Source organism: Bacillus sp. DX4.1 (genome assembly GCF_030348195.1).
Classification (GTDB): domain Bacteria; phylum Bacillota; class Bacilli; order Bacillales; family Bacillaceae_G; genus Bacillus_A.
In genome coordinates, this window is record NZ_JAUCFT010000008.1 from 2,254,847 (window position 1) to 2,274,965 (window position 20,119).

22 protein-coding genes and 1 pseudogene are annotated in these 20,119 nt (G+C 35.1%); 20 read left to right on the forward strand and 3 right to left on the reverse strand.

Annotated features, from left to right (window positions below):
• Positions 1-50 precede the first annotated feature (50 nt).
• The gene (locus QUF99_RS14390) at positions 51-686 is read left to right on the forward strand and encodes an FMN-dependent NADH-azoreductase (RefSeq protein ID WP_289370902.1); all 636 of its coding nucleotides are present in this window, start codon (positions 51-53) and stop codon (positions 684-686) included.
• Between the two features lie 111 nt (positions 687-797).
• Complete coding sequence (locus QUF99_RS14395) at positions 798-1,517, forward strand: lysophospholipid acyltransferase family protein (protein WP_289370904.1); 720 nt, start codon at positions 798-800, stop codon at positions 1,515-1,517.
• Between the two features lie 37 nt (positions 1,518-1,554).
• Here the strand turns inward: QUF99_RS14395 and trhA are convergent, their stop codons facing one another.
• The gene (trhA, locus tag QUF99_RS14400; protein WP_289370906.1) at positions 1,555-2,211 is read right to left on the reverse strand and encodes a PAQR family membrane homeostasis protein TrhA; all 657 of its coding nucleotides are present in this window, start codon (positions 2,209-2,211) and stop codon (positions 1,555-1,557) included.
• A 192-nt stretch (positions 2,212-2,403) separates the two neighbouring features.
• On the opposite strand from trhA, the gene tatA reads away from it, so the two are divergent.
• The 4 genes from tatA to QUF99_RS14420 all read left to right on the forward strand — a co-directional run bounded on the left by tatA (position 2,404) and on the right by QUF99_RS14420 (position 4,772).
• The gene (tatA, locus tag QUF99_RS14405; RefSeq protein WP_289370907.1) at positions 2,404-2,568 is read left to right on the forward strand and encodes a twin-arginine translocase TatA/TatE family subunit; all 165 of its coding nucleotides are present in this window, start codon (positions 2,404-2,406) and stop codon (positions 2,566-2,568) included.
• A gap of 74 nt (positions 2,569-2,642) precedes the next feature.
• Positions 2,643-3,371, forward strand: a complete 729-nt coding sequence (gene tatC / locus QUF99_RS14410; RefSeq protein WP_286125254.1) for a twin-arginine translocase subunit TatC — start codon at positions 2,643-2,645, stop codon at positions 3,369-3,371.
• A 154-nt stretch (positions 3,372-3,525) separates the two neighbouring features.
• A complete protein-coding gene (locus QUF99_RS14415) occupies positions 3,526-3,777 on the forward strand; it encodes a DUF2535 family protein (protein ID WP_289370908.1) in 252 nt (83 codons plus the stop codon).
• A 152-nt stretch (positions 3,778-3,929) separates the two neighbouring features.
• A complete protein-coding gene (locus QUF99_RS14420; RefSeq protein WP_289370909.1) occupies positions 3,930-4,772 on the forward strand; it encodes a DegV family protein in 843 nt (280 codons plus the stop codon).
• 68 nt (positions 4,773-4,840) lie between these two features.
• On the opposite strand, the gene QUF99_RS14425 is transcribed toward QUF99_RS14420, so the two are convergent.
• On the reverse strand, positions 4,841-5,812 hold the full coding sequence (locus QUF99_RS14425; RefSeq protein WP_289370910.1) for an MBL fold metallo-hydrolase: 972 nt from the start codon (positions 5,810-5,812) through the stop codon (positions 4,841-4,843).
• A gap of 385 nt (positions 5,813-6,197) precedes the next feature.
• Here QUF99_RS14425 and QUF99_RS14430 point away from each other — a divergent pair, with 385 nt between their 5' ends.
• On the forward strand, positions 6,198-6,785 hold the full coding sequence (locus tag QUF99_RS14430; protein ID WP_289370911.1) for an SCO family protein: 588 nt from the start codon (positions 6,198-6,200) through the stop codon (positions 6,783-6,785).
• Between the two features lie 401 nt (positions 6,786-7,186).
• On the opposite strand, the gene QUF99_RS14435 is transcribed toward QUF99_RS14430, so the two are convergent.
• Positions 7,187-7,654 carry an Hsp20/alpha crystallin family protein gene (locus tag QUF99_RS14435; protein WP_289370912.1) on the reverse strand — a complete coding sequence of 156 codons (468 nt, stop codon included), beginning with the start codon at positions 7,652-7,654 and terminating at the stop codon, positions 7,187-7,189.
• Between the two features lie 217 nt (positions 7,655-7,871).
• On the opposite strand from QUF99_RS14435, the gene asnB reads away from it, so the two are divergent.
• From asnB to QUF99_RS14500, 13 genes and pseudogenes are all read left to right on the forward strand, one after another.
• Positions 7,872-9,773 (forward strand): asparagine synthase (glutamine-hydrolyzing), encoded by a 1,902-nt coding sequence (asnB, locus tag QUF99_RS14440; RefSeq protein WP_289370913.1) that lies wholly within the window; start codon positions 7,872-7,874, stop codon positions 9,771-9,773.
• Positions 9,774-9,866: 93 nt separating this feature from the next.
• The gene (locus tag QUF99_RS14445; protein ID WP_289370916.1) at positions 9,867-10,226 is read left to right on the forward strand and encodes a GNAT family N-acetyltransferase; all 360 of its coding nucleotides are present in this window, start codon (positions 9,867-9,869) and stop codon (positions 10,224-10,226) included.
• Positions 10,227-10,305: 79 nt separating this feature from the next.
• On the forward strand, positions 10,306-10,635 hold the full coding sequence (locus QUF99_RS14450) for a hypothetical protein (protein ID WP_289374648.1): 330 nt from the start codon (positions 10,306-10,308) through the stop codon (positions 10,633-10,635).
• Between the two features lie 102 nt (positions 10,636-10,737).
• Positions 10,738-11,733: an N-acetylmuramoyl-L-alanine amidase gene (locus QUF99_RS14455; protein ID WP_289370917.1), complete on the forward strand. Its 996-nt coding sequence runs from the start codon at positions 10,738-10,740 to the stop codon at positions 11,731-11,733.
• A 384-nt stretch (positions 11,734-12,117) separates the two neighbouring features.
• The gene (locus tag QUF99_RS14460; protein WP_289370918.1) at positions 12,118-13,080 is read left to right on the forward strand and encodes an ABC transporter substrate-binding protein; all 963 of its coding nucleotides are present in this window, start codon (positions 12,118-12,120) and stop codon (positions 13,078-13,080) included.
• A gap of 300 nt (positions 13,081-13,380) precedes the next feature.
• Complete coding sequence (locus tag QUF99_RS14465) at positions 13,381-14,541, forward strand: RNA-guided endonuclease InsQ/TnpB family protein (RefSeq protein WP_289370919.1); 1,161 nt, start codon at positions 13,381-13,383, stop codon at positions 14,539-14,541.
• Between the two features lie 167 nt (positions 14,542-14,708).
• Complete coding sequence (dat, locus tag QUF99_RS14470) at positions 14,709-15,587, forward strand: D-amino-acid transaminase (RefSeq protein WP_289370920.1); 879 nt, start codon at positions 14,709-14,711, stop codon at positions 15,585-15,587.
• 102 nt (positions 15,588-15,689) lie between these two features.
• A complete protein-coding gene (locus tag QUF99_RS14475) occupies positions 15,690-16,337 on the forward strand; it encodes a nitroreductase family protein (protein WP_289370921.1) in 648 nt (215 codons plus the stop codon).
• A 388-nt stretch (positions 16,338-16,725) separates the two neighbouring features.
• Complete coding sequence (locus tag QUF99_RS14480; RefSeq protein ID WP_289370923.1) at positions 16,726-17,214, forward strand: hypothetical protein; 489 nt, start codon at positions 16,726-16,728, stop codon at positions 17,212-17,214.
• Positions 17,215-17,343: 129 nt separating this feature from the next.
• Positions 17,344-17,892: a cysteine hydrolase family protein gene (locus QUF99_RS14485; protein WP_289370924.1), complete on the forward strand. Its 549-nt coding sequence runs from the start codon at positions 17,344-17,346 to the stop codon at positions 17,890-17,892.
• A gap of 753 nt (positions 17,893-18,645) precedes the next feature.
• Positions 18,646-18,885, forward strand: coding sequence for a D-alanine--poly(phosphoribitol) ligase subunit DltC (dltC, locus tag QUF99_RS14490; protein ID WP_289370925.1), 240 nt, complete (start codon positions 18,646-18,648; stop codon positions 18,883-18,885).
• Between the two features lie 244 nt (positions 18,886-19,129).
• On the forward strand, positions 19,130-19,741 hold the full coding sequence (locus QUF99_RS14495; RefSeq protein WP_289374650.1) for a DedA family protein: 612 nt from the start codon (positions 19,130-19,132) through the stop codon (positions 19,739-19,741).
• A 192-nt stretch (positions 19,742-19,933) separates the two neighbouring features.
• Positions 19,934-20,077: pseudogene (locus QUF99_RS14500) on the forward strand (MFS transporter); the annotation flags it as partial.
• Positions 20,078-20,119: the final 42 nt, after the last annotated feature.

The following is a 20,119-nucleotide window of genomic DNA, read 5'->3' on the forward strand; positions in this document are numbered from 1 at the left end:
ATAATCTCAAAACAAAGATATTAACAACAAGAAAAAAGGGAGCGAATATAATGACTAAAGTACTATTTATTACAGCAAATCCAAATTCAGCAGAAGCATCATTCAGCGTAGCGGTAGGAGAAGCTTTTATCGAAGCTTACAAACAAGGAAATCCAACAGATGAAGTTGTAACAATTGATCTATTCAATACAACTGTACCAGCAATTGACGCTGAAGTACTTGCAGCATGGGGCAAATTTGCAGCAGGTGAAGGCTTTGAAACATTAAGTGAAAGCCAACAACAAAAAATTGCAGCAATGAACACAAACTTAGAAACATTTATGCATGCAGATCGTTATGTTTTCGTAACACCAATGTGGAACTTCAGCTACCCACCAGTAGTAAAAGCATACTTAGATAACTTATCTATCGCAGGTAAAACATTTAAATATACTGAAAATGGACCGGTTGGTTTACTAGAAGGCAAAAAAGCATTTCACATTCAAGCTACAGGCGGCGTTTACTCTGAAGGACCATACGCAGCGATGGACTTCGGCCGTAACCACTTAAAAGCATTACTAGGCTTTATGGGTGTATCTGATGTAGACTACCTTGCAATTGAAGGTATGAGCGCAAACCCTGAAAAAGCACCAGAAATTAAAGAAGCAGCAATTGAAAAAGCACGCGAACTAGCAAAACGCTTCTAATATAGAAAACTCAAAAATATCCAAACGTTTGTCGTTTGGATATTTTTTCTTTTTTTTCCTTCGCTTGTTTAGTATAATGAAGGACGGAATGAGAATAGGTGGGGGTTCTATATGATTCAAACATTTTTTAAAATCTTTTATTTAATCTTAATTGTAATTGGTATTACACCGCGGTTACGGCGTATAAAACGTAAAGCACATACAATTTCGCCACAAGAAAAAGATCGTCTTGTGTATAAAACAACGAACTGGTTTGGAAAGAAAATGGTTCGTGTAGCAGGCTCAACAGTACAAGTGAATGGACTTGAAAATGTACCACAAGATAAGCCAGTACTTGTTGTAAGTAACCACCAAAGTAATATGGATATTCCGGTCTTACTAGGTTATTTAAATAAGCCAATCGGATTCGTTTCGAAAGCGGAAATTAAAAAGTTTCCACTTGTACCAACGTGGATGGAATTGATGAATTGCGTGTTTATGGAGCGCAACAATCGCCGTCAATCCTTGCAAGCTATTAAAGATGGAATTGAATTACTCAAGAATGGTCATTCTATCGTTATTTTCCCAGAAGGAACCCGTAGCAAGGGTAATGAAATGGGAGAATTTAAAGCTGGAAGTTTTCACCTTGCTGTAAAAGCAGGTGTAGCAATTTTACCAGTAACAGTGAACGGGACATACAACATGTTTGAAGCGAACGGTAATCGAATGAAACCAGCTAATGCAACGGTAACGATTTCGAAACCAATTACAGCTGAGCAATATGAAAGTATGGATATTAAAGAATTAACAAAGTATACACAAGATGTTATTGCAGCTCAGTTACATAAGTAATAAAAAGGTCTCAGCTATGAAAAGCTGAGACCTTTTTTTATGCGACTGGTAATACGTAAAATAATACGCAGAAAAACAGCATAGTACTACCGCCTAGTACAAATAGATGCCAAATCGCATGGTTAAACGGAAGTTTCTCCCAAAGAAAGAAGATCGCTCCGACCGAGTATAAAATTCCACCGATTAAGAGGAGGGAAAATCCATGCCCTGCTAAATTTGCATACAGTGGTTTAATTGCAACGATAATAAGCCAGCCCATCAGGAGATAGAACAGTGTCGATAGTTTAATGAATCTGCGTACAAAAAATATTTTAAAGATAATTCCTGCAATTGCCAGCGTCCAAATAATTGCAAGTAATGTCCAGCCAAGAGGGCCGCGCAGTGTGATCAGTAAGAATGGTGTATATGTGCCAGCGATTAATAAATAAATGGCAGAATGATCTAAAATCGTAAATAACTTTTCTACTTTTGGATGATGAATGCTATGCAATAGCGTCGAAAATAAATAGAGTAGGAACATGCTAACACCGTACACTGTAAAGGCGACAATGGCTGATGCTGTCCCATGTTTTGAAGCATGAATAATTAAGATAATTAAAGCGGGAATACTTAAAATGGCACCAATGCCATGTGTAATCGCATTTGCAATTTCTTCTTTTACGAATTGTGTCATTCGTGTTAGTTTTTGAGTCATGATTCGACTCCCTTCTTGTTTGATGAAATAAGGCTCATTTTTCTTTTACCATATCATATTAAGAAGGGATAGAAAATGAAAATTGTTTAAATAGCATATTTTCTAATTTTTTCGATAAAAGATAACGGATACATTGACGTTTACAAACTTTTTTGACAAAATGAAATTAAGTGAGATTAAGGGGGAAGTCATATGCCAAACATTGGGGTTCCAGGTTTAATATTAATTTTAGTACTCGCTTTAATTATTTTCGGTCCTAAAAAGTTACCTGAAATCGGACGAGCATTGGGAGAAACGTTAAAAGAATTTAAAAAGTCTGCAAAAGGTTTACATGATGATACGGATGAAAAGAAATAAATTTCACTAGATTATTGTGTGTTTATGGCTTGTAGTGAGTAGGAAATGTGGTGATATGAGTGAACAATCAAGAAATGAGTGTAACAGAGCATCTTGGTGAGTTAAGAAAACGACTCATTATAACAGCACTGACGTTTCTGTTTTTTATTATCATTGGCTTTTCATTTACGAAAGAGATTTATAATTTTATCGTAAAAGATTTAACTATGAAATTAACAGTTTTAGGCCCGAGTGATATTTTATGGATTTATTTTGTAATTGCGGCGGTTTTTTCGATCGTATGCACAATACCAATTGCAGCATTGCAAATTTGGTTATTTGTAAAACCAGCACTACATCCGCATGAACGAAAAATGACGATTCTTTATATACCGGCATTATTTCTATTGTTTATTGGAGGGCTTTGCTTCGGTTATTTTCTAATTTTGCCATTTGTTTTACAATTTTTAATTAGTCTTGGTGATGAAATGTTTCAAACAATGTTTACGACGGAGAAGTATTTTTCATTTGTTATGAATATGACGGTGCCGTTTGCAGTGATTTTTGAACTCCCAGTCGTTGCAATGTTTTTAACAAGCATAGGTGTTCTTAATCCAATTGCACTACAAAAGGTGAGAAGGTATGCGTATTTTATTTTAATTGTTATCGCTGTTTGTATTACACCGCCAGACTTTATCTCTGATTTTTCAGTAGCAATTCCACTTCTTGTAATTTATGAATTAAGTATTACAGCTTCGAAGATCGTATATAAACGAAAAATGAAACGAGAAATGGAAACAGAATCAAAAAGTGCCTCATTATGAAGGCGCTTTTTTTATTTATTTGTTATACTATGCTTGTAAACGTATACAATATAAAGAAGAAAAAAATTATACAATCTCCAAAATTTAGACAAACTTTTCACCTTTGTCGGTTTATACTAATTTTATAAATCCAATAAAAAAGAGGATTGATATCGTGATTATGAAAAGTTTTTACTTCACTCATTCAACGGGGGCATGTGTCAAAATATTTGAGATCCCCGTCCTACAAACACAGCATCCATTAGCGTTTCTGATTCAGTCACGTCTTCAGCTATTCATTGCCAAAATTCAAAAACAAAAACAACCGAGATTTGCATATTCATTTCGAGAATATTTGCAAAGTTGCTTAAAGTGGAATGATTATTCGAATGTGTATAAAACAAATACGCTTGAAAAAAATGCGTAGTGGGAAATATGGACAGAGCAATGTGCTCTGTCATTTTCTTTTTTGACATAAAAACAAAAGATTTTTTCCGAAAATAGCGTCAAACTGTTGAAAGCGGTGTGAATACTAGTATAATAGCAGGGAGAGCGTATTGGAAAGGGAAGAAGTAAAATATGCAAAAAATTAAAATTGTTACAGACTCAACAGTGGATTTATCACAAGATGTGATTGAAAAATATGATATTCATGTTATCCCATTATCCATTTCTGTAAATGGAAGCACGTACTTAGATCGTGTTGATTTACAACCAGATGAATTTATTGAAGAAATGCAAAAGTCAGAAGAATTACCAAAAACATCACAACCAGCAGTCGGATCGTTTGTTGAAATGTATAATCGTTTAGGAGAGGACGGTAGTCAAGTCCTTTCAATCCACTTAACAAATGGTTTAAGCGGTTCGGTTGCAACAGCAAACACTGCAGCAACAATGACAGATACAAAAGTTACAGTAGTAGATTCATTGTTCATCTCGCATGCTTTAGCATACCAAGTAATCGAAGCAGCAAAGATGGCACACGAAGGAAGAGCTTTAGAGGATATTTTAAATCGTGTTGAAGAAGTACGAAAAAATACTCGTCTATTTGTAGTTGTTGATACGTTGGAAAATCTTGTAAAGGGTGGCCGGATCGGAAAAGGAAAAGCGATGATTGGTTCTTTACTAAATATTAAGCCAATTGCAGCTATTGAAGACGGTGTCTATAATCCAGTTGCAAAAGTACGTAGCCAAGGTCAAATTGTAAAAACATTAATGAAAATGTTTGAGGAAGATACGGCTGGTAAAACAGTAAAGGCAGTAGCTGTGCCACATGCAAAAGCGTTGCCATTAGCACAAAAAATGAAGGAAGCCGTTGAAAAAATAAGTGGTTTTACACAAACAGAAATTTTCTTTACAACACCTGTTATTAGTACACATACTGGTGTAGGCGCAATTGGATTTTCTTATTTTGCTGAATAATTGATTCATACAGATAACACCTTTCCCCTTTTGGTTTGATATATATCACGCACAAAAGGGGAAAGGTGTTATGCGTTTACGTGCTCTTTTTTCAACTCTTTTTTTTCAGAATGTGTATTGACCGGAATATATGTTTGACCAAGAAACAAAACATGAAGTTGTTCCCATGGTAACATGCGCAAATTCCAATTGTTGCGAAGGCGTGTAATCGCTTCTTTTGGCGTTTCATCTGCGAGTGCAAATGTACCGTAATGCATTGGAATAAAATGTGTTGCCTTTACATCTAGAAATGCTTGCACAGCTTCTTCTGGTGAAACATGAGATACTTTCATAAACCATTCCGGTTCATATGCACCGATGGGCATTAAAGCGATATCAATAGAAAAACGTTCTCCGATTTCTTTAAATCCTTTAAAATAGCCGCTATCACCACAGAAATAAATCGTTTCATTTGTTGTTTTATTATCAATAACCCATCCTCCCCAGTGGGAAGAATTCATATCAAATAACGATCTTCTCGTCCAATGCTGAGAAGGTACAAAGTGAAAGTGTACATCATCTATTTTTGTTGACTCCCACCAATTATATTCTTCTACTCGTATAAATTTTTTTCGTAAAAATAATTTTTTCAACCCAGCGGGTACTAAATATAAAACATCAGAACCGAGCTGACGGAGTGTAGAAAAGTCTAAATGGTCATAGTGACCGTGTGAAATGAGGACGACATCAATGTTGGGTAAATCTTGTAGTGTAAGCCCGGGCTCAGTAAGTCGTGGAACGAGCTTTATTTTCTTTGACCAAACTGGGTCTGTTAATATATTCAGTCCATTTGTTTGTATGAAAAAAGTTGAATGTCCTACCCATGTAACGGTTGTCTTATTATCATTATTTCGTAAAAAATCAGCTTGTTTGACAGGTGATTGTTCTACTAGGAAAGAAAAATCTTTCTGGTTTTGTTTTCGTTCTTTACGCCATCGTAAAAATGCACGAAGTGTTTTTTTTGTACTAACATTATCCATGTTCTCATAACGCTTTGCCATGAATATCACCCCACTTAAAATCTCTGTATTTGTATTGTACCGAAATGTTGTAAAGGAAAAAAGCGAGAAAAATTGATTAACTATTAAAAAAATGTAAAAAATAGCACGTATGTCTTTACAAAGTTAGATAAGGATTAATAATGGTTCGTGTGAGGAGAAACCATTCTTACCATCATGTAAAAAAGGTGAAGGAAATGAGTGAGGAGACTATATAATTATGAAGCATTGACTCGTTTGTCTAGTTATTGGCTCATCAGAACTGAGAAGGAGTCCTGAATTCGTACGATTTGGTGAACAAATGGGATAAACAATTTTCTCGTAGTGTTTACTTTTGTTATGATAAACATAAATCACATATTTAGAGAAAGAGAAAAGAGGTTTGAAAATGAAGCGTTATCAAAAGTTAATGGGTCTCTTAGTTATTTTTTGTTTTGTTGTATTAGCGGGATGTACTTCAGGTCCAAAATTACGAGATGCATTGAATTGGGATTTAGAAAGTTTTCAATACATAAATCAAGATGGTAAAAAATTTGGAACAAAAGATTTGAAAGGAAAAGTATGGGTCGCTAATTTTATGTTTACAAATTGCAAAACAGTATGTCCACCGATGACGGCAAATATGGCGCAATTGCAAAAAAGGGCGAAAGAACAAAAATTAGATGTTCAATTTGTTTCATTTAGCGTTGATCCAGAAGTTGATAAGCCAGAGAATTTAAAAGCTTTCATACAAAAATTCACAGAAGATACGAGTAATTGGAACTTGCTAACAGGATACTCATTGGAAGATATTAAAAAGTTTTCAAAGGAAAATTTCCAAGCGCTTGTTGATAAGCCTGATAATACGGATCAAGTTATGCATGGCACGTCATTTTATTTAATAGATCAAGATGGAAAAGTAATGAAGAAGTATAGCGGAATTAGTAATACACCATATGATGATATTCTGCGTGATATAAAACGATTAGAGCGATAAAAAGAAGGATGCCGGCAGCATCCTTCTTTTTGTTTCCTACAAATTTTAGGGTTTATTTTATTGTTGACGTATGTTCACTAAATTTATCCCGCATTAACGGGCTGTAAAACTCCCACCTCAAAACTTGAGGATTACAAAGAAGTTTAGGTGGGAGATAAACAGCCCGTAAAAGCCCGATTGGTTCAACTAATAATCAGTGGGGGATGAAGAAAACCCCCACTGATTAAAGTTTCACTTTATCCCGCTATTTGTGGGCAGTAATACTCCCACTTTAAAGTGCTGCAAGAAGCAAAGAAGTTAGGTGGGAGGGAACTGCCCGTAAAAGCCCGATTCGTTTAACTAATGGTCAGTGAGGATGAAGCCAAGCCCCCACTGATCAAAGTTTCACTTTATAAGAACCGTTAATCTATGGATAAAATATCATGTTGCTGTGGAAGTTTTGGTGCGCGAATTTCTAAAATGCCATTTTCATAGGAAGCTTTTGCAACTTTTTTATTAATTAAATACGGTAATTTGATCATACGAGAAGCTTCTGACATGGAGCGCTCACGACGATAGTAATTAGGGGATTCTTCCTCTTTTGCTTCTTCTAATATGTCTTCTTTTACCGAGATTTTTAAGTATTCGCTTTGTATTTCAATTTGAATTTGTTCTTTATGAATGCCTGGGAGTTCAGCTTTTATGACAAGGTCTTCATCCACTTCATATAAATCTACAGGGAATGTTAATAAACGATTCCCTTTTTGGAAAAAGTGATTCATATCAGCAATTACATCCCGAAGTGGTGTTTGCTCAAAAAAATCATCAATTTGTTTCAAGTAACTGCGGATGGGTGGACGCGATGAGGATTCTTTCTTTTCATCACTCATGATTTTTCCTCCTAGAAATCAATTTGAAATATCATATGACAAAAGTGTCTAAATGTGAGTGCCTATTTTTCTGGTTCAAAAGAAATTTCTGAGAGAAATGTGCGGGAGAGCGTTTTTTTTATTGTTTTTGTCGCCATATTGAGCTGATTATGCTAGTATAAATAGGGTTGATATAGTAGTATAGAATCAGAATGAGAACTGAAAGAGGGTAAGAAGTATGTGTGGTTTTGTAGGATGTTTATGTGAAAACCCTAGAGAGTTTTCAGCAGAAGAAAAACATCAATTTGAAAATATGAATACGATTATCTTTCACCGTGGTCCGGATGACGAAGGATATTTTCGTGATGAACATGTACAATTAGGCTTCCGCCGTTTAAGTATCATTGACTTAGAGGCAGGACATCAGCCGCTAACTTATGAAAATGATCGATATGTAATTATTTTTAATGGTGAAATTTACAACTATGTAGAATTACGTGAAATGTTACTTGAAAAAGGAGCAACGTTTGCAACGCAATCAGATACAGAAGTAATTATTGCTTTGTATGCTCATATGAAAGAAAAATGTGTAGATTATCTTCGTGGTATGTTTGCATTTATGATTTGGGACCGTGAAGAGAAGAAACTTTTCGGTGCACGTGACCATTTTGGTATTAAACCACTGTACATTGCACAGCAAGGTGATACAACATTCTTTGCATCTGAAAAGAAAAGTATTATGCACGTGATGCAAGATAAAGGAGTAAATCCAACTTCTCTGCAACATTACTTTACGTATCAATATGGGCCAGAACCTGAAACATTAACAGTTGATATTAACAAAATTGAGCCGGGTCATTATTTCGTAAAAGAAATCGGTAAAGAGATGGAAATTCATCGCTACTGGCAACCGTATTTCAATGCTTCAAGTGCAACGAAAGAAGAGCACATTCAAGCGATTCGCGACGTATTATATGATTCTGTAAAAGTGCATATGCGTAGTGACGTACCAGTAGGTTCATTCTTATCTGGTGGTATTGATTCTTCGATTATCGCGTCTATCGCAAGAGAGATGAATCCAAATCTTCTAACATTCTCTGTTGGTTTCGAGCGCCGCGGCTTCAGCGAAGTTGATGTAGCAAAAGAAACAGCAGAAAAACTAGGTGTAACAAACCATAGTGTCTTCATTACAGCGAAAGAATTCATGAATGAATTCCCGAAAATTATGTGGCATATGGATGATCCTTTAGCTGATCCAGCTGCTGTGCCATTATACTTTGTTGCGAAAGAAGCACGTAAGCATGTAACAGTTGTTCTTTCAGGTGAAGGTGCGGACGAGCTGTTTGGTGGATATAATATTTATCGTGAGCCAAACTCTCTAAAAATGTTCTCTTACATTCCTACGCCAGGAAAGAGCGTTTTAAAAGCATTAAGCGGTGCTTTAAAAGAAGGATTTAAAGGAAAAAGCTTCTTAGAGCGTGGATGTACGCCAATTGAAGAACGTTACTATGGAAATGCGAAAATCTTCCGCGAAGAAGAAAAAGCAGAATTAATGAAATACTACAATGAAAGTGTTAACTATATGGATATCACGAAGCCATTGTATAATGAAATTAAAGATTACGATGATGTAAGCAAGATGCAATACATCGATATGTTCACATGGCTGCGCGGCGACATTTTATTAAAAGCTGATAAAATGACGATGGCGAACTCATTAGAACTTCGTGTACCGTTCTTAGATAAAGAAGTGTTCGATGTTGCGTCTAAAATTCCAACAGAATTAAAAATCGCAAATGGAACAACAAAAGCAATTTTACGTGAAGCTGTGCGCGGAATCGTTCCAGATCACGTGTTAGACCGCAAAAAGCTTGGATTCCCAGTACCAATTCGTCATTGGTTAAAAGATGAAATGCATGATTGGGCTACTAACATTATTAAAGAAAGCAAAACAGAGCATTTAATCGACAAACAGTACGTATTAGACTTACTGGAAGCACATTGTGCAGATAAAGGCGATTATAGCCGTAAAATTTGGACAGTACTTGCATTTATGGTATGGCACCAAATTTATGTTGAGCATAAATACGACACAAATGAGTTTCATGAAGAAACAAAACGTGCTTATAGCTTAGTGTAAATAAGGAAACCTTAAGATCATATACGATCTTAAGGTTTTTTTCATAAATATGTATTGTGCTCGATACAATGATAATAAGAAGGTGGACAAAATATGATTACGTTTGAAAAAGTAACGGAAGAAACGAAAGCAGTTGTCGAAGAAATGTTTTCTTCCAATTGTTTAGAAGTGCAAGCAATTCAATATTGTATAAAAGTTGATGATACATATATTGGTTTAATCGACTATATGGTACAAGAAGAGAAAGCTAGATTATCTGTTTTAATTGTTCATAATGATTATCAAGGCTATGGTTATGGGACAAATGCTTATTTTACATTTGAAGAGATGATGAAACATAGAAATGTAACGCGTATAGAAATACTACAAAAGGATCTTACTGTACATGCAAAAGCTTTTATAGAAGGTCTCGGTTTTGAAGATAACAATGAAGTTTATATGAAGCACTTGTAAAAAAATAGATAGATAGAAATTCACAATATATATGAAATATAGGACTGAAAACGAAAGTGAGGCAGGTGGATGTATGGGGATGACGTCGGGACTTTTATTAGTGGGAGGCTGTTTTTTAGTAGCAGAGCTATGTCAAATACTCATCCGAAAAATAATGTATAAAAAACGCAAACCATATGAATGGCAATATGTACCAGTGTTTTCCATTTTGTTTATCACTTTGTATATGTTACAACGCGTGACACATTTCCCGCCCATGTTAAGTATCTTTTTGAAGTTTGGTTTACTATATAGCAGTTTTGGAATTTCTATTCTATTGTGTTTGTTTTGTATGCGACATGTTCATTACCAGTCGTATATATATATTCTAAATTGGTTAAAACGAGATGATGGAAACCGCCTTACATAAGGTGGTTTTTGTCTGTTCTTGTCACCAATCCTTTCTTTTTCACATAAAATAGGACGAGCATAAAAATACGTGCTCTAATTCAATAAAGAAAGGAAATGACAGATGAAGCTCGTTATAGATGCAGGTCACGGCGGAAATGATTCCGGTGCTGTTGGAAACGGTTTACTTGAAAAAAATCTAACACTTCAAATTGCACAGCGTGTTCGTAATATTTTACTGGCGAATTATGCAATAAATATAAAAATGACACGTGATAGTGACGTCTTTATCTTATTATCGGAACGTGCAAATATTGCTAATTCTTTTGGTGCAGATTATTTTATCTCATTTCATATTAACAGTGGCGGTGGAACAGGTTACGAAGATTATATTTATAATGGACTGTCAGATAGCAGTTCTGCAGCAGGCAAACAACAAAAGATGCATGCAGCGGTCAATCCAGTATTAACAAAGTATGGATTACGTGATCGCGGTGCAAAGAAAGCCAATTATGCAGTACTAAGAGAAGCAGCAATGAATGCATTATTAATAGAAACCGCTTTTATTGATACAACCTTCGATGCAAATTTATTAAAAAATCAGCAGTTTATAGAAGAGTTATGCCAAGCGTATGTAAGAGGGATTGCTGCTATATTAGGATTGGCGCCAAGCCCAAACTCGAATCCAGACCCAAATCTAAATCCAGCACCTCAAAAGAAAGGTGTGGCTTATATTCGCGGGACAAACGTGAATTTAAGAAGCGGTCCATCCATATCATCTTCGGTTATTCGAAAATTAAATGCACCAGAGTCATACGTTGTATATCAAGAGCGTAATGGCTGGCTAGATTTAGGGGCTGGTCAGTGGGTGTATAATGATCCATCTTATATACAGTATATCAAGTCTGAAAATAGTAATGGCAGTCCGATTGGGGTTGCAAATATTCGCGGGACGAACGTGAATTTAAGAAGTGGACCCTCCGCATCATCTTCGGTCATTCGTAAGTTAAATGCACCAGAGTCATACGTTGTATATAAAGAGAGTAATGGCTGGCTAAACTTAGGTGGTAGTCAATGGATTTACTATGATCCATCTTATATTCAGTATAATCAGTACTAACATACAATTGAAACTCCATTGTGTATTAGGCGCCAACGTACAGTGTGATATCCCCGCCTCGAAGTTCTGAAAATAAAGAAGGGAGAGGGGGGAGCTTTCTATAAAAATTTGATTGATGTGTCCTCAGTGTATGAAGATTCACTTTATTATCTTGATATTGTATTGGTGTGTATGTAAGAGAAAAGTATTTCATTTGATTGTTATGCTGTGTTTCTTTAAATACATTGTTATCCTTATAAAGGAGTATTTCAAAATTCCGCGACTGTTTACATATGATGATGTACATTCTATTTCAAAAAAGTTTTCTAAAATATGTTGACAATATATATCATATACATTAATCTTTTAAGTGATAATGATAACCGTTTTCAACGAGGAGGAAATATGTTTCAAAATAAAAAGATGTTTATGCTCTGCTTCTTACTTATCATTGCTATGATTGCAGGGTGTAGTAAAGAAGAAAAGAAAGATACAAATAAAACTGTGAAGGGGAAAGACTCGTATGTAATTAAACATGCGATGGGGGAAACGACAATAAATGGTACACCTAAAAAAGTTGTAGTATTAACAAATGAAGGAGCTGAAGCTCTTTTAGCGGTAGGTATTACACCAGTAGGTGCAACAAAGCCACGTGCTGGTGATTCATGGTATCCACACTTAAAAAAGGAATTAAAAGATACACAAGTAGTAGGAACAGAACGAGATGTAAACTTAGAGGCAATTATAAAATTAAAACCGGATTTAATTATCGGGAATAAAATGCGTCATGAAAAAGTATATGAACAGCTAAAAGCAATTGCACCAACTGTTTATGCTGAAACGTTGCGCGGGGATTGGAAAGAAAACTTTACGTTATATACAAAGGCAGTTAATAAAGAAAAAGAAGGGCAAGTAGCTCTTGATAACTATAAAAAACGTGTTGATGAATTAAAAGGAAAACTTGGAGATAAGGTAGAATCTAAAGTTTCGATGATTCGTTTCGTTCCAGGTGATGTTCGTATTTATCAAAAAAATTCATTCTCTGGCGCTGTTTTAGAAGATATCGGTTTTAAACGTCCACCACTTCAAGATAAAGATGGATTTGCAATACAAGGTATTACAAAAGAGCAAATTCCAAATATGGATGGAGATGTGTTATTCTATTTCACATCTGATAAAGATGCGGATAAAAATAATGAAGGACAAACAGTAGCGGAAGAATGGATTCAAGATCCACTATTCAAGCAACTACAAGCTTCTAAAAACAATAAAGTGCTTCGGGTAGATGAAGTGATTTGGAATACTGCAGGTGGTATAAAGGCTGCGAATCTTATGTTAGATGATATTGAAAAATACTTTTTAAAATAAAGTATTGAGTTATACCGATATGTGCGAAAAAACGAAGGCTTAGCCTTTGTTTTTTTTATGTGAATAAATATTTGAAAATTCTTTATTTTAACGGTACTCCAACAGAAGTTCCCTTCCTCAAGCACGTGCAGGGCATAGCCCAGGTGGTAGGGAGGGGAGGAATGTTGGTCGTGCATAGCACGAAATTTCTATTTCCTTTTTATGTCACATCATGTATGATAGTACTAGAAATAGGTGCGAACGTGCATTCTGTTTTGTGTTTAGGTATCTGAAACACTACAACGAAAAAAGAGGAAGGTGATGACAATGTTGCTGAGTCAAAAATACGAAATTTTCCCAACCAAAGAACAAAAAGAAATGTTAGAGCGTTGGCTACAATATTGTCGTCAAACCTATAATTCTGCTCTTTTAGACAAACAGAGAAAATATAAAGAAAACAAACAATCCTATACACGTTCTGATATGCAAAAGCAACAAACAATAGATAAGAAGACCTATCCTTTTCTAAAAGAAGTGCCATCACAGCCTTTACAAGAAGTATTTTTACGACTGAAAAAGGCATATGATGGCTTTTTTCGTGGGGATTCCAAATATCCAAAATTGAAAAAGTATAAAGAATATAACAGTCTCACTTTCACGCAATTTGGATTCAAACCGAATGGAAAACACCGTTTTGCAATGTCATTTGCGGATAACCGAAAATTATATAACAAACGACTAGGAGAAATCGATATCCTTCTTCATCGTCCGATAGAAGGAACCATCAAACAACTGATTATTAAACGCCAATCCAAGAGGTGGTACGCTATTTTTAGTGTCGAAAGACAAGCCACACCTTCTTCTATTGATATAGAACAGACAGTCGGTATAGATGTAGGGATAAACAAATACGCTGTTCTTTCAAATGAAACGGCATTTGAAAATCCAAGATTTCTCTGCCGAAAAGAAAAGCAACTTAAAAAAGCACAGCGTAATCTTTCAAAGAAAAAGAAAGGCTCTGCGAACTATATCAAACAAGTAGAACGGATTCGACACCTTCACGAAAAGGTAGCGAACCAAAGAAAAGATTTTTTACACAAATTAAGTTATTACCTTACCCAAGAATATTCGGTAATTTGTATGGAAAATCTCAATATCCGAAATATGGTGCGGAATCGAAAGGTAGCGAAGTCAATTTCTGATGCGGGGTGGGGTGCTTTTCGTAATATGCTGCTGTATAAGTGCGAGAAATTTGGAGGTCTACTTGTGAAAGTAGACCCAGCATACACATCGCAAGATTGTTCTAGCTGTGGGAATCGTGTGAAAAAATCGCTTTCGATTCGGACACATGTTTGTACAAAGTGTGGAACGGTATTAGACAGGGATTATAATGCGAGTCTAAATATTTTGCGAAAAGGGTTAGAGCAATTACTTGTGAGAACGACTGAAACTGTAGGGCAAGATTGTGTCCAAACAGTATAAATGACGCCTGTGGAGAGTATGTAAGACTGCTTGGGTACTCCCAAGCAGCAACGCTCTATGAAACAGGAAGCCCCTTCTTCAAACAACTCGTAAGAGTGTTAAGGAGGGGTCATTCACGTGCCGATGAGCTGTACAATGAAAGTAGTCATGTGGGAAGGAGTGGTAAAATGTCTCAAGGTACTCATAAAGGTTGGATTTTATTTAATGGACGTCTTGTAAATTCACAGGAAGAACAAGCAATGGTTCCGCTAGAAGAAAGAGGTTTACAGTTTGGTGATGGGATATATGAAGTATTCCGTCTATATAATGGAAAACCGCATTTACTAGATTTACATTTAGATCGCTTCTTTAAATCTATGAAGGAAATTGACCTTAACCCACCGTTTACAAAAGAAGAATTGATTGAACAGCTACAGCAATTAATTGAAAAAAATCAATTTCAAGAAGATGGAAATGTTTATATTCAAATTTCAAGGGGCGTACAACCAAGAAATCATGTGTATGAACCAAATCTTGAGCCGACTTATTTTGCAAATATCGTATCGTTTCCTAGACCGCTTTCTCTTATGAAAAAAGGGATAAAAGTAACAGTAGCAGAGGATATTCGCTGGAAGTTTTGTCATATAAAATCCCTTAATCTTCTCCCGAATATTATGATTAAGAACAAAATTAACAAAGAAGGATATACTGAAGCCATTTTAGTTCGTGATGGTATTGTAACAGAGGGATGTCATTCAAATTTCTTTATTATAAAAGATGATAAATTAATTACGCATCCAGCTGATCATTTCATTTTACATGGGATTACACGTCACTACGTAATTTCTTTAGCAAAAGTTTTACATATAGAAGTAGAAGAGCGAGAATTTTCGTTAGAAGAGGTATATGAGGCAGACGAATGCTTCTTTACAGCAACACCACTAGAAATTTTACCGGTTATTCAAATTGGAGAAAAACCTTTCGGTAAGGGAGAAATTGGACTAGTTACGAAGAATTTGCAAGCGGCGTATGAAGAAAGTATTGCAATGTTTAAAGTGACAACTTGAGCTAATGCATGAAGAAAATCTGGTATTCCTCCAGCTTCTCTTCATGTTATAATCAACTATATAAAGATTTTTGAAAACGCTGTAAAAGGGGATTTTGTTTATATGAATTATGATGCATTGAAAGAAGTGATTCACGGACGTCGTAGTGTTCGGAAATTTACAGAACAAGCGGTACCTGTAAATGAAATAGAAGAAATTATAGATTGTGCTCGCTATGCACCAAGTGATACAAATTCACAAACGTGGGAATTTCTCGTTATTATGAATCGTGATAAAATTAAAGAAGTAGAACAAATGACGTGGGATGCCCTGTATAAACAAGCGGAAGAAGCGAAAGAAAAAGGGGAAGAAAAGGCAAGTAAATTATTAACGCGTTCTTTTGGACCATATGCAACAGCTTTTTCTGATGCACCCGTATTGATCGTTTGTTTAGCAACACCATATCAATCAAAGTTTCGTGAAAAAATATTTGATCCAATTAACTTTGTTCCGGATGCAGTTTGGGAAGAAGAAGGGATTAAAAGCAGCTGCTTAGCAGCACAAAATTTAATGTTGGCAGCACATGCGCGCGGTCTTGGGACTTGTCCAATGACAGGACCTGTTTTATTAGCGCAGGATCAATTGCGACAATATCTACAAATTGAACCTGAAAAACAAATTAATATGGTTATTTCTCTAGGTTATCCGAAAGACAAGCCGAAAAAACTTGCTCGCAAAGAAGTAGCAGAAATTACGAAATTTATTTATTAATATGTTTATGAAAAAAATGAAAGAAACAAAAAGACATTGAATTTATCAATGTCTTTTTGTTATCTATTTTTGTATAGTAGAATGCATAAGAGGAATTTTTTGAGTGAAGTGAGTAGATTATTTATCATTAGTAAAAAAGAATATATATGAGTATTACAATAATATTTCCTGAAATGGAATATTTTTAACTAGAAATGGGTCAAAATGGTGAGGAAGAAGGATTTTTTAGTGATTACTATAAAAAATAATGGTGATAAAAAAGAAGAAAATATGTTACAGTTATGGTGAGCAGATACAATTGTTCACGGAAGTGTTAAAACGTGAATATAGAATGAAATGTTATTTCTGTATAATAAATTAAGAAATCAATTCACAGGGGGAATGAATTTTGAAAAAATTCATAATCGCTGGTTTGTCTGTTATGTTATTAGTAGGATGCGGTACACTGAAAGAAAAACAAGAAGTAGAGCCAAAGAAAGAAGAACAGGTTGTAAATGCAGGGCAAAAAAGTAAATATCTTTTTCCAGAGGGAGCAAATCCAATTGGGGAAGGAAAAGTAAAGGTAGTTACACCTGATGGTACTTCTGAAAATGGTAATGTGCCAACCGTATTTGTAAGAAAAGATACTCTTATTCAAAAAGTTGAAATAGAACTTGCAAATTTTCAAGGTGATAAAGAAACGTTTGTGTACGTGGATCACATATTTGAAGATACGTATCAAGTGAGTAGATCGACACAGACAACTGTCGAGTTAAAACAAGAAACGTTAGAACAAGGGAATCACACAGTAACAGCAATTCAGTTTGAAAATAATGATCCAAATGGGAAAGTCGTTAACTTTGTCCAGGCAAAGTTTGAAAATAAACCTGCATTGTAAAAAGAAATCTGCTTCCAAAGCAGATTTCTTTTTTGTAGGTATTTTGTTCGGAAGTGTCGAATAAGGTAAAGGGCGTCGTAATAACACGTTTTCTTTTGTTTAGTGTGAAACAAATAAGGAGGAGAGGCAATGAAACGTGCTCTTATTAATATTGATTATACATATGATTTCGTAGCTGAAGATGGTGCTTTAACATGCGGGAAACCAGGCCAAGATATTGAAGGACATCTTGTTGAAATAACAAAACAGTATATGGAAAATGGGGATTATGTTGTGTTTGCGATTGATAAACATGAAGAAAATGATTCCCATCATCCAGAAACAAAATTATTTCCTCCGCACAATTTAGCTGGAACGAAAGGAAGAGACTTGTACGGGGAATTACAAACCTTATACGAAAAACATGAAAATCACGAGAATGTATATTATATGGACAAAACGCGTTATAGTGCCTTTGCTGGGACGGATTTAGAAATGAAGCTACGTGAAAGGGGGATACAAGAAGTACATCTTGTCGGTGTTTGTACGGATATTTGCGTTCTCCATACAGCGGTGGATGCTTACAACAAAGGGTTTCATATCGTTGTACATGAGAAAGCAGTGGCCTCTTTTAATGAGAAAGGGCATGAGTTTGCACTGGGGCACTTTAAGTCTTGTTTGCATGCAGAAGTGCTGTAAAGATAATTGCCCCCACCTATCTTTACACGAGCTTGGGATGGGGAACTCTACTATTTCTGTCGAAATAAAAACATTTCCTCTCGATAAATTCGCACCAAAAACGCCATCCTTTCTGTATATTTCTACAAAAAGAATAGCGTTTTTTTCGTTATATGGATACAAATTTATATATTAGCTTCATAGCAATGTATTTCTACCTCTTTAGAAGAATCGTTTTTTGTATGATTAAAAAAGTTTGAGTATATCAAGAATGATATACTTTTGTGTAATTGTAAGAAAATTCCGCCCCGAAAGTATAACCACCAATTGATATATCCTTGATGGAAGACTATCACTATTAGATGTAATAGTGCTTAGTTTACTGAATTTCTTACAGATAATGATCCTGTGTAGGAATAAGAGAAAACTTTTCCTTTTTTATGTGTTCATAGATTTCTTATACCAGAACCGAATAATTTTTATATGGAAGCTTTTTTAGGATTCACATCCGTGTTTCCTATTGTGATACTCACTTCTCTTTAGTCAACTTCCTCATTATTTTCTATAAACATTTGAAATCGACAACGATAGGATTCTGTATTAAAGAAATCATGAAATAAATCCAATTCAATGCAACTCTTAATTTTTAAATTACTTTCTTGTTGACTCTCCCCTTAGAGGAGACAGTATTATCATAATAAGCCATTTATAATAATATATATCCATTTTAATTTTTTGAACTATAAATCGCTGGATATAAAGGAGATTTTAAAAATGGCTGAATTTAAAGATCAAGTATTAGATATTTTAGAAGAAGTATGTGAAAACAATACTGTAAAAGAAAAACCAGATGTACAATTATTTGAAGAAGGTATCCTTGATTCTTTCAGTACAGTATCTTTATTAGTGGGATTCCAAGAGGGTTTAGATATTGAAGTATTGATTTTTAATTTCGACTGTGATGAATGGGCAACACCAAATATGATTGTTAAGAAATTGGAAGACCTACGATGAAAAAGGAATCTTTGGACCAATGCTCTTAGCATTGGCCCTTTTTGCTGTATTCTTACTTATCCCAACACGCTTTCTACTTCCCCTTGTAAGTGATAAGAAAGTAGAACAAGCTGCAAGTTCTTTACAAGAAGAAAAAATGCAAAGTGTGATTTTACAGCAAAAAATATTAGATGATCCGATATACCTTCCGATGTATAGTGCATCCATATTTGTGTTTTCAGGAAAAGAGAGAAGGAGAAATGACATGGAATGGATTTATGAATTATTTCAACAATATGGATACTACGTTGTATTAATTGGATTACTGTTAGAATATATTGCTCTTCCATTTCCAGGGGAGCCAACATTAGTTTATGCAGGGTATTTAGCACATGCAGGAGACCTAAACTTACCGATATTAATTATACTATCGTTTATTGGGACAAGTGTTGGGATGACGATTCAGTACTTTCTAGGTAATAAACTTGGTATGCCGTTTGTACAAAAGTATGGAAAGTATGTGTTTTTAACACAGAGAAAAATCGATTTAACGAAAATGTGGTTTGATAAATATGGATACTTCCTGCTTTTTATTGGGTTCTTCATTCCAGGTGTACGTCATTTTACTGGATATTTTGTAGGAATAGTCAATTTATCATTTCGCCGTTTTGCAATACTAATTTATTCTGGTGCTTTGTTTTGGGTATCGTTCTTCTTAATTGGTGGTTACTGGTTAGGAGGGGGATTGCCTGATGTTTTTAGTATGATGGGGCAACACATCGGGAAAATCGTTTTTGGAGTTATTGTAATTGCAGCCATTACGTTAGGTGTTCGTTTCCGTAAACAATTGAAACGTTTATTCCACATTAACAGGTAGTAATACTGCCTGTTAATGTGGGATTGATGAGGGCTAATAATCAGCAGGGGAAGAAAATCCCCACTGATTAAAGTTTCACTTTATTTGTACAAAACACAAATTAATTTGGAATCCATTCTATGTGAAAAAATTAGAAGCCCCTTGGACAGTATTTTGGAGAGGTATTTCACATCAATGAAGGAGTGTTGATACATGAAGAAAACAATAAAAGAACAAAAGTCGATATTAATTATTCTCCTAAGTAATATATTCATTGCATTTCTCGGAATTGGTCTCATCATCCCCGTTATGCCATCTTTTATGAATATCATGCATTTATCAGGAAAAACGATGGGCGGAATACTATTTGACGTAAATGTCCACTATCCTTATCTTTTC